Annotated in this window: 10 protein-coding genes and 1 tRNA gene; 6 read left to right on the top strand and 5 right to left on the bottom strand. The window is 65.6% G+C overall.

Annotation, left to right across the window (positions count from 1 at the left end; genetic code table 11):
- Positions 1 to 48 precede the first annotated feature (48 nt).
- Positions 49 to 125, top strand: a tRNA-Met gene (locus CXR42_RS16255).
- Between the two features lie 168 nt (positions 126 to 293).
- Here CXR42_RS16255 and CXR42_RS16250 read toward each other — a convergent pair.
- The 5 genes from CXR42_RS16250 to CXR42_RS16230 form a co-directional block, all read right to left on the bottom strand.
- Positions 294 to 506, bottom strand: a complete 213-nt coding sequence (locus CXR42_RS16250) for a hypothetical protein (protein WP_103258621.1) — start codon at positions 504 to 506, stop codon at positions 294 to 296.
- A 280-nt stretch (positions 507 to 786) separates the two neighbouring features.
- Complete coding sequence (locus tag CXR42_RS16245) at positions 787 to 2,301, bottom strand: tripartite tricarboxylate transporter permease (protein WP_103258620.1); 1,515 nt, start codon at positions 2,299 to 2,301, stop codon at positions 787 to 789.
- A 4-nt stretch (positions 2,302 to 2,305) separates the two neighbouring features.
- Positions 2,306 to 2,794, bottom strand: coding sequence for a tripartite tricarboxylate transporter TctB family protein (locus CXR42_RS16240; RefSeq protein WP_103258619.1), 489 nt, complete (start codon positions 2,792 to 2,794; stop codon positions 2,306 to 2,308).
- Positions 2,791 to 3,735, bottom strand: a complete 945-nt coding sequence (locus CXR42_RS16235) for a tripartite tricarboxylate transporter substrate binding protein (RefSeq protein ID WP_103258618.1) — start codon at positions 3,733 to 3,735, stop codon at positions 2,791 to 2,793. The genes CXR42_RS16240 and CXR42_RS16235 overlap by 4 nt, the downstream gene beginning before the upstream one ends.
- A gap of 102 nt (positions 3,736 to 3,837) precedes the next feature.
- Positions 3,838 to 4,878 carry an ABC transporter substrate-binding protein gene (locus tag CXR42_RS16230; protein WP_245875467.1) on the bottom strand — a complete coding sequence of 347 codons (1,041 nt, stop codon included), beginning with the start codon at positions 4,876 to 4,878 and terminating at the stop codon, positions 3,838 to 3,840.
- A 172-nt stretch (positions 4,879 to 5,050) separates the two neighbouring features.
- Here CXR42_RS16230 and CXR42_RS16225 point away from each other — a divergent pair, with 172 nt between their 5' ends.
- From CXR42_RS16225 to CXR42_RS16205, 5 genes are all read left to right on the top strand, one after another.
- A complete protein-coding gene (locus CXR42_RS16225; protein WP_103258616.1) occupies positions 5,051 to 5,722 on the top strand; it encodes a response regulator in 672 nt (223 codons plus the stop codon).
- Positions 5,715 to 7,085, top strand: a complete 1,371-nt coding sequence (locus tag CXR42_RS16220) for a sensor histidine kinase (RefSeq protein ID WP_219727959.1) — start codon at positions 5,715 to 5,717, stop codon at positions 7,083 to 7,085. Before CXR42_RS16225 ends, CXR42_RS16220 begins: the two co-directional genes overlap by 8 nt.
- A gap of 59 nt (positions 7,086 to 7,144) precedes the next feature.
- Complete coding sequence (gene gndA / locus CXR42_RS16215; RefSeq protein WP_103258614.1) at positions 7,145 to 8,563, top strand: NADP-dependent phosphogluconate dehydrogenase; 1,419 nt, start codon at positions 7,145 to 7,147, stop codon at positions 8,561 to 8,563.
- 78 nt (positions 8,564 to 8,641) lie between these two features.
- A complete protein-coding gene (locus CXR42_RS16210; protein ID WP_103258653.1) occupies positions 8,642 to 9,496 on the top strand; it encodes a 3-oxoadipate:acetyl-CoA acetyltransferase in 855 nt (284 codons plus the stop codon).
- Between the two features lie 61 nt (positions 9,497 to 9,557).
- A complete protein-coding gene (locus CXR42_RS16205; protein ID WP_103258613.1) occupies positions 9,558 to 10,379 on the top strand; it encodes an aldo/keto reductase in 822 nt (273 codons plus the stop codon).

The raw sequence follows: 10,379 nt of genomic DNA, 5'->3' as shown, positions 1-10,379 counted from the left end.
TCAAAAACGATACAATTACCCCTCCGGATAACCCCGGACATACCCTGGCGCGGGGTGGAGCAGCCCGGTAGCTCGTCAGGCTCATAACCTGAAGGCCGCAGGTTCAAATCCTGCCCCCGCAACCAAATCTTCCTATGTTATCAAGCGCATGCGCCCCGCCATCTGGTGGGGCTTTTTGCGTTCCAAACCGCGGGTCAGCAATAGGTCAACAAGCGGACGAATTCCGCGTGCAAGATCAGGCGGATACGGGGCGGAGCGGCTTTGGAACGAGCGAAAACAGCAAAAGACCGCACTCACTCGGGACGAAGGCTGATCTGCAGTTGGGCCAGCGCCCCGGGCACGATCTCCTCCTGCACCTGATCCAACAAGGCGAGTAGATCGTCCTGCCGCGGTTGACCGAACGACAGAAGATACAGCGCCACCGAGCGGTTCAACCAGAACAGCGCGGTCCCTTCACGGCTGTGGGGGGGCGACCGGATATGGCGTTCGATGCCCTGCCCTGTCACGCCATTCTAACCGATACTGGCATCCAGTTCGCCGAGCAGCTGCGCAACAGGATCACGATGGATTCCCATGCAACTTGGTGTGGAGACGGGAGAGCGTGAACGTCCTCCCGCCTTACGACTGCATCCGCAAGACCTGAACATCGGAGCCGGAACAATTTGTCCCAAAACCGATTCACCAAATGCCAGAACTGAACACCAGACCTCTAACTGTCCAATCAGCTTCGGCCAGCCTGGTGCGTGGACGAATCCCGCTGACCTCACCGCCACAGGTCTGTCGACGTTAGTCCGCATCCCCCGCGACCTGGCTTAGTACTTGCCCACGTCCGCGCAGCCGCATCAGCATTGGTACAAACAGGAACACAGCCGAAATACCCAGTAGTGTGGCGGATACCGGGGTCGCGACCAACGTCGTCCAGTCACCCTGAGCGATTGCCAGTGCCCGTCGCAGTTGCTGTTCGGCCATTGGTCCCAGGATCAGCCCTACCACGACCGGCGCAATCGGATAGCCGTAGAGACGCATTCCATATCCCATCAGGCCGAACAGGATCAGCATTCCCAGTTCCACCGGCGAAGGATTGACCCCGATGGTGCCAAGCGTCGCGAACAAGAGGATGCCGCCATACAGCCACGGGCGGGGGATCGACAGAAGGCGGATCCACAGACCGATCAACGGTAGGTTCAGGACCACCAGCATCAGGTTGGCGATCAAAAGGCTTGCGATCAGCGTCCAGACCAGCTCGGCATTCATCACGAACAGAAGCGGCCCCGGCTGCAAGCCGAATTGCTGAAACCCCGCAAGCATGATCGCTGCCGTTGCCGTCGTCGGCAGGCCGAGGGTCAGCAGCGGCACCAGCGTCCCGGCGGCGGCGGCGTTGTTTGCAGCTTCCGGCCCCGCGACGCCCTCAATGGCGCCCTTGCCGAACTCCTCCGGGTGCTTGGTCAGCTTGCGCTCTGCGGCATAGGACAGAAACGACGCTACATCCGCGCCCCCTGCGGGCATCGAGCCGATGGGAAAACCGATGAACGTGCCGCGCAGCCAGGCTTTCCAGGACCGACCCCAGTCCTGCGCCGTCATCCGCACCGATCCCTTGACCTTGTGCATCCCGTCGGGGGGCGTCAGCATCGCCGCTACGGCCAGCGCCTCTCCAATTGCGAACAGGGCGACGGCGAGCGTCGTGGTCTCGATCCCGTCCATCAGCTGCGGAACGCCGTAAGTCAGGCGTGCAGCACCGGTAAGGCCGTCGATGCCGACGCAGGCGAGCGCGAGGCCGATGAAAAGCGACGTCAGGCCACGCAGCGCGCTGTCGCCGAAGGTTGCCGATACAGTGACAAACGCCAGAACCATCAGGGCAAAATACTCGCGCGGACCAAGCGTCAGCGCCAGCTTCACCACCTGCGGTGCAAGGAAAGCCAGAAGCAGCGTTGCAATCAACCCCGCCACGAAGCTGCCGATCGCCGCAGTTGCCAGTGCCGGGCCCCCGCGTCCCTGCCGGGCCATCTGGTTGCCTTCGATAGCGGTGACGATGGACGCGCTTTCCCCCGGTGTGTTGAGCAGGATCGAGGTCGTCGACCCGCCATACATGCCGCCGTAGTAGATCCCCGCAAACATGATCAGCGATCCGGCGGGGTCCAGCCCATAGGTCACTGGCAGCAGCAAAGCCACCGTCAACGCTGGCCCGATCCCGGGCAGCACTCCGACGGCAGTGCCAAGGGTTACCCCGATCAATGCGTACATCAGGATCAACGGGTCCATCGCCGCCGACAGACCCTGCATCAACAACGAAAAGCTTTCCATCGCGCTATCCCCTGAAGATCAGCCGCTCCAGCGGTCCCGCTGGCAGGTTCAGCTGCAAAAGCCGGTCAAAGACGCCATAGATCACCAGCGCAAGCACCAGCCCTACGGCCACCGCTTTCCACAAAGGCCGTTGCCCGAAGCCGCGCGCGGTCATGCCGAACAGGATCGCGCCCGAAACGATGAAACCCACGACATGCAGCAGTGCCAGTTGCAGTCCAAGGCCCCCCAGGATCCACAACACAGGGGCGGGGGCTTGACGTGGCGGGCGCGGCAGGTTGCCCTTCAAGCCGGACAGCACAGTCAGCACCGCCAGCACCAGCAGGCCATAGGCGACGATCCGCGGCACGTCGCCTGGCCCGACACCGGCATAGCCGCCATCCTGTTTCAGACCTGCCGCATCGATCAGTAGAAGCGCCGCCAGCCCGGCAAGACCCGCCGCAATGATGAACGCCGCCCAACGGGGGCGGCGTTCGGGGGAGACCCCCTGACTCACTTGACCAGTCCGATGTCGCGCAGCACCGTCTCGGTCGCGGCGATGTCCGCGTCCAGTTGGGCAGCGAAGGCGTCTCCGGCGAGATAGGTGTTGGTCCAGCCCTTGTCGGCCAGCATCTTCGTCCAGCCGGCGCTGGCGTTCAGCTTTTCCATGTCGGCGCTGATCTTGGCCACCTGTTCGGGTGTAAGACCGGGGGCTGCCGCAACCATCCGCCAGTTCTCGACAACGACGTCGAAGCCCGCTTCCTTGATGGTCGGCGCGTCGATGCCTTCCAGCCGCTCGGCCGAGGAGACCGCCAAAAGCCGCATGGTCCCGGCCTTCACCTGCTCGGCGAATTCGCCGACGGACGACACGCCTGCCGTCACCTGGTTGCCCAGGATCGCCGCCATCGCCTCGCCGCCGCCCGAGAAGGCGACATAGTTGATCTTGGTCGGGTCAACGCCCGCTGCCTTGGCCAGCAGACCCACGGTGATGTGGTCCGTGCCGCCCGCCGAGCCGCCAGCCCAGCTGACCGCGCCCGGATCGGCCTTCAGCTTTTCGACCAGATCGCCCAGGGTCTGGATGTCCGAAGCCGCAGGCACGACGATTGCCTGCGTGTCGCCCGTCAGCCGCGCGATGGGGGTAACATCCTTGAGCGTCACCGGCGCGCCGTTGGTCAGGATCGCGCCCACCATCACATACCCGCCGACGATCAGCTTCGTCGGATCGCCCGCGCTGTCGGCAACGAACTGTGCCAGGCCTACGGTACCGCCCGCGCCCGGAACGTTGGTCACTTCGACCGACGGCGCGATGCCTTCGGCCTGCAGGACCTCTTGCATGGCGCGCGCTGTGCCATCCCAGCCGCCGCCAGGGTTGGCGGGGGCCATGATCGTGTAGTCCTGCGCAAAAGCCGGAACAGCCAGCGCAGCCGCGAAGGCCACGCCAAGGAATGCATGTTTCATCTGGTTTCCTCCCTTAGTGGCAACCGAAGTCGCCGAATCTGCCGGGGCTCCCTCCCCGGAACAGGTGCAGCAAAGCATGCCAACCTGTCACGAACCTGACAGCTACTCGCTGCCTTCCAATGCGGCATTCCACTGGGCCAGCACCTGCGCCCGACTGGCCGCGTCCAGATAGGCCAGAAGCCCCGGCGAAACAGCCACCGGCCGAAGCTTCGCCCCAAGCGCCTCTTGCATCGCGGCGGCCGAGTCCTTGCCGCGCACCTCCAGGCTGACGGCGGGCAGGCGCAGCCTCTCGGCCAGCACCGTCTGCCCGTCGCGCGACATGAGGAAAGCGAGGAAAGCCTCACCCAACTCCGGGTTCGCGGCGGCGCGTGGCACCAGCGCCACCCGGCTGATCACCACGACATAGTCACGCGGCAGGACCAACCCGATATTTGGCAGCCGGGCGGCCTGGTCAGCCGCGTAAGATCCCAGCACATTGTAGCCCAGGTGCAACTTGCCCGAATTGACGCCGTCGATCACATCCTGCGAGGTTGGATAGGTCTGCACCCCGGCCCGTCCCATCGCCCGGACCAGTGGCCAGAGATCGGCGAAATGTTCCATGTCCCGCATCAGATACAGGTAGCCCACGGCCGAACGGGAGATGTCATAGGTCCCGATCACCCCCTTTGGGGCCGTGTCCAGCCAGTCCATCAGCGCGGCCCGTGTGTCCGGCGGTCCGTTCGGGAAGGAAGGGCGGTGGTAGACGATCACCCCAGGCTCGAACGTCAGGGCAAAGACCATGCTGCGCCACGCCGCCCAATCCGGCCAGACTGCGGCTGCCGCCACCCTCGCTTCGCGTGCGTAGCCGTCATTGGCCAGCTTTACCGTGACATCCATCGCCGAAGAGAACACCAGATCCGCCGTAGGCTGTCCGGCATCGGTTTCGTCCGTCACACGCTGCGCAATCTCGCCGGTCAGCAGGTCCACATAGCGCACGGCGATATCCGGTCGAACCGTCTGGAACGCCTCGACCAGCGGCCGGGCCAAGGGAGAGTCGAGGGAAGAATACACGACAAGCTCGCGCCCGGCCGGCTGAGGCGCGGGAAAGACCACCACCTCTGCCTGAAGCGGCAGGGCAACCAGGGTCAGCAAGGCCAGCATCATGCGCATCGGTCCAGCCTAACCGCATCCCCCGCGCTGCGACAACCGCCCCTCCTCGTGCGACTGCGTCTTCTCGTCGGGAACCTTCGAGGAGTGACGAAGTCATCGACGAGCAGTCCAAGCCTTGCGCCAATCTCTCTTCCGTAACCGTAACCTCATGCCTTACGCTGCCAGGATGCGAATCCTGCTTGTCGAGGATGACCTGCCCCTGGCCGAGGCGCTGACCGCGCTTCTGCTTGGCGCGGGCTATGCGCTGGACGTCACCCATGACGGACTGTCGGCCGAGGCGTTGATCGGGGCAGAGCGGTTCGATCTTGTGATCCTGGACCTCAACCTGCCGGAAAAGGATGGGCTGTCCGTCCTGCGCTCGTTGCGGGGCAGGAAGAACCCGGTTCCGATCCTGATCCTGACCGCCCGAGGCGAACCTGCCGAACGGGTCGCGGGGCTGGACCTCGGGGCGGATGACTACATGGTGAAACCTTTCGATGTGGGCGAGTTCGAGGCCCGCGTCCGGTCGATCCTGCGTCGGCAGGCTGGGCACCATGCTTCCGAACTGCAGATCGGGGCGGTCCGCTTCGACATGGCGTCCCGCCGCTTTCACGCCGGCGACGACCAGCTTGACCTGCCACCCCGGGAATTGGCCCTGCTGGAGCTGTTCTTCCTGCGTGCCGGCCGTGTCGTCGGCAAGGACGCGATCGTGCAGTCGCTGACCTCGTTGGACGACAGCCTGTCCGACAATGCGATCGAGCAATATGTCAGCCGCCTACGCCGACGGCTGCAACCCCACGGGCTGACGCTGCGCACGGCCCGCGGCCTGGGCTATTTGCTGGAGCGTCCTGGTGGCTGACCGCCCCGCCTCGCTGCGCCGAACGATCCTGGTCTGGTTGGTCCTTGCCACAGCCGCTATCGGGGCTCTGGCGCTTGTCGACACCCGGATCGAGGCGTTGCGCACCGCGCGCGAGGTGTCCGACCGCGTCCTGATCGGGTCGGCCATGGCCATCGCCGAAGGGGTCAGTGTCGACGCCGAAGGGCGGCTGGCCATCTCGATTCCCTTCTCAGCTCTCGACATGCTGTCCTCGACCGCGCAGGACCAGGTTTTCTACCGCGTGGACGGGCCCGCAGGTACCCTGACGGGATACCAGGATCTTTCCCCGATTCCGGTCCCGACGGACGAGGACACTGCTCTGGCGGATGCCAGCTACAAGACCTTGCCGATCCGCACGGCGACGCTTCAGCGAGAACTGACCACCGGCGAAGGCACCTTGCCCTTCACGGTCACCGTTGCAGAGACCACCCGGGCGCGGGAGGCCCTCGCAACATCGATCCTGACCCGGTCGGCGCTGCGGATCGCGGGGCTGATCGCCGGGGCCGCGCTGGTTGCCTGGACGGTGGCCACCTATGCGCTGCGGCCGCTGGATCGCCTGTCCCGCGCCATCGCCGCGCGGGAGCCGCACGACCTGACCCCGATCCGGGCCGAGGCCCCGGACGAATTGCGCCCGGTGCTGGACGCGTTGAACGGCTTTCTGTCCCGGTTGGCCAAGGCCATGACGGCGCTGCAGAATTTTGCCAGCAATGCCAATCATCAGATCCGCACCCCGCTGACGGTCGCCCGAACGCAGATCGCCATGTCCTCGCGCGATACCCAGCGCCCTGAGGCCCTGACGAAGGCAGACGCCGCGTTGATCAGGATCGAGCGTGTGCTGCAACAGGTCCTGCTTCTGGCGCGGGTCGAGGCGACGGGGACCAGGCCACAGCTTCAGACCGTGGACGTGGCGGCCCTGGCGCGCAACGTCACGGCTGACCTGCTGCCGCAGGCAATGCGCCGCCATCAGGACCTGGGCTATGACGGCCCCGACCAACTGCTGGCATGGAGCGAGGAGGTTCTGCTGGAAGAACTTCTGCGCAACCTGGTCGGTAATGCCTTGAATCATTCGCCCGAACGGACCGTCGTGACCGTGCACGTCGGACCCGGACCCTGCCTGCGCGTCGAGGATACCGGCCCCGCCTTGCCTGATGCGACACTTGAGACGCTGAAAGGCCGGCTTACGCCCGACCGCGCGGCCGAAGAGGCGCGGCTTGGGACGCACGGGCTGGGCTTGCACATCGTGGCCGAAATCGCACGGGCCTTGCAGGCCGAGATGGCGCTGGATCGTGGCGCCGACGGCATTGGCCTGGCGGTCACGGTCCGCTTGCCCGCCATGGCTGGATAGGAACGACCAAGCCAGCGCCACGTTGGCCTGGGCCGGAAGATGGAAAGGATCGGGACGCAATGAGCAAACCGCAGATCGGGTTGATCGGCCTGGGGACCATGGGGGCCGCGCTGGCCATGAATATTGCCGAGAAGGGCTTTCCCATCGCGGTCTGGAACCGCACAGGCTCTGTGACGCAGGCGTTCCATGCCCAGGCAGGGGCGCTGGCGCAGCGGATCGTCCCCGCTGCCACGCTGTCCGATCTGGTGGCAGCGATGCAGGGGCCGCGGGCAATCATCCTGATGGTCCCCGCCGGGCAAGCCGTGGATGACCAACTGGCGGCTCTTGCCCCCTTGCTGCGACCCGAGGACCTGGTGATCGACGCGGGAAACGCCAATTTCCACGATACCAACCGTCGGGCGCGTGGCGGTCTGCCGTTCCGCTTCATGGGGATCGGTGTCTCCGGCGGGGAAGACGGGGCGCGGCATGGGCCGTCCATCATGGCGGGCGGCACGGCGGGGGATTGGGCGCAGGTCGCCCCCGTCCTTCAGGCGATTGCCGCCCGGGCCGAGGATGGCACCCCCTGCGCGGCCCATCTGGGCCCGGACGGGGCGGGACATTTCGTCAAGGCCGTCCACAACGGGATCGAATATGCCGACATGCAGATGATCGCCGAGACCTACGGCGTCCTGCGCGATGGCCTTGGACTGGAAGCGCCCGCCATTGCCAAGACCTTTGCCGGCTGGAACCGGGGCCTGTTGCGGTCATATCTCGTCGAGATCTCGGCCGAGGTGGCGGGGGCGAGCGATCCCGTGACGGGTGGGCCGCTTTTGGACATGATCGTCGACGCGGCTGGGCAAAAGGGCACCGGGCGCTGGACCGCGATCGAGGCGCAGGATCTGGGCGCGCCGATCCCGGTGATTGAGGCGGCGGTGATGGCCCGCAACGTCTCGGCCCGGCGGGCAGAGCGGGCGGCGGGCGAGGCACTCTATGGCCCCGCACCGCAGCCGCTGTCTGCCGGTCTGACACTTGAGGACCTTGAGAATGCGCTGATTGCGGGCAAGATCCTGTGCTATGCGCAGGGCTTCGCGATGATGACGGCGGCAGGGCAGCAGTTCGGCTGGGCCCTTGATCGTCCCGCCATCGCGCGGGTCTGGCGGGCGGGTTGCATCATCCGGTCCGCGATGCTGAACGACATGGCATCCGCCCTGGCCGAAGAACCCGGGCGGAACCTGATGCTGAAGCCATTCTTCGCCGACCTTCTTCGCGACACGATGCCGGCCTTGCGCCGGGTGGTGGCGGCGGGGGCATTGCATGGCTTGGCCCTTCCGGCGCTGGGCGCGGGGCTGGCCTGGTTCGACATGATGCGGACCGCGCGCGGGACGGCCAACATGATCCAGGGGCAACGCGATTTCTTCGGGCTGCACGGGTTCGAACGGTTGGATGGGCTGGATCGGCCGCATGGCCCCTGGGCGCAGGATCATAACGAAAAGACATGAAGCCCGACGGGTTTCGCATTCTTCCGGCAGGGCCGCCTCGGTATGATCGCGATCATCGCGCCTGACGAAAGCCAACCCATGACGAACCCCCACGCCGGCAAGCCCTGCATCATCTGCGTCGCCATCACCGGCTCGTTGCCGACGAAAGAGAACAACCCGGCAGTGCCGATCACGATTGCCGAGCAGATCGAGTCGACGCATGAGGCGTTCGAGGCCGGCGCCACCATTGCCCATTGCCACGTCCGCGACGCCGAGGGGAAGCCGACCTCGGACCCCGAACGATTTGCCCGGCTGAAAGAGGGGTTGGAAAAGCATTGTCCCGGCCTGATCGTCCAGCTTTCGACCGGGGGTCGGTCCGGGGCAGGGCAGGCACGCGGGGGGATGCTGCCGCTGCGGCCGGACATGGCCTCGCTGACCACGGGGTCGAACAACTTTCCCACCCGCGTCTATGAGAACCCGCCGGACCTGATCGACTGGCTGGCGGCCGAGATGCTGAAGTACGACGTGAAGCCGGAGCTGGAGTGCTTTGATCTGTCGCACATCTTGAAGGCGCACGAGATGCAGCAGAAGGGCCAGATCAAGGGGACGCCCTATGTGCAGTTCGTCATGGGCGTCAAGAACGCCATGCCCGCCGACCGGGACGTGTTCGACTATTACATTCGCACGGTTCACCGCCTTTTCGGCCCCGATGCCCCTTGGTGCGCCGCCGGGATCGGACCGCAGCAGATCGTGCTGAACGACTGGGCCGTGGCCTCGGGCGGCCATGCGCGCACCGGGCTGGAGGATAACGTGCGGCTGGATCGTGACCGGCTGGCGCCTTCAAACGCCGCCCTCGTGCGCCGGGTGGTCGAGCTTTGCGCGCGTTACGAGCGCCCGGTGGCCGACTGGCAGACCGCGCGCGCCATCCTGGGATTGCGCCAACCGGCGGGTTGATTTGCTCTTGCCATGGGGGGCGGTTTGGCCCTTTCTCGGCCCGACAGTTTCAGGACACCCAATGCCCCCAGCACGACTTCGGCTGAACGACGGCCATTCCATTCCCCAGCTTGGCCTTGGCGTCTGGCAGGTTCCGGCAGCCTCCACGGCGGCGACGGTCGCGCAGGCGCTTGGGTTGGGCTATCGGCTGATCGACGGTGCGGCGATCTATGGGAACGAAGAAGGCCTGGGCGCCGGTGTTCGCGACAGTGATGTGCCGCGGGACGAGATCTTCGTCACCACCAAGGTCTGGAACGACGATCAGGGCTATGACGCGACGCTGCGTGCGGTCGAGGCAAGCCTTGCGCGTTTGGGGATGGAACGGGTCGAACTGTGCCTGATCCACTGGCCTGTCCCGGCAAAGGACCGCTATCTGGACACATGGCGCGCCCTGATCCGGCTGCGCGAAGAGGGGCGGGTCCGGTCCATCGGCGTGTCGAACTTCATGGGCCAGCATCTTGAACGTCTGGTGCAGGAAACCGGCGTGGTCCCGGTGCTGAACCAGATCGAGCTGAACCCCCGGCTGCAACAGGCAGAGCTGCGCGCATTGCATGACCGGATGGGGATCGTCACGCAAAGCTGGACGCCGCTTGGCCAGGGCCGCAGCTTCGACGCGGCACCGATCCAGGCCGCTGCGGTCCGCACCGGCAAGACCCCGGCGCAAGTGATCCTGCGCTGGCATGTGCAGTTGGGCCTGTCGGTCATCCCGCGCTCGACCCGGGCCGAAGGGCAGGCCGAAAACCTCGATCTCTTCGGTTGGGAGCTTTTGCCCGAGGAAATGGCCGCCATCGCTACGCTGGACGAGGGCAGCCGCTGCGGTCCCGATCCGCTGACGTTCGGCTAG

This window comes from Tabrizicola aquatica, from assembly GCF_002900975.1.
Classification (GTDB): domain Bacteria; phylum Pseudomonadota; class Alphaproteobacteria; order Rhodobacterales; family Rhodobacteraceae; genus Tabrizicola; species Tabrizicola aquatica.
Note: the sequence above shows the minus strand (reverse complement) of the source record. Positions and strands in the feature narration are given on the sequence as shown.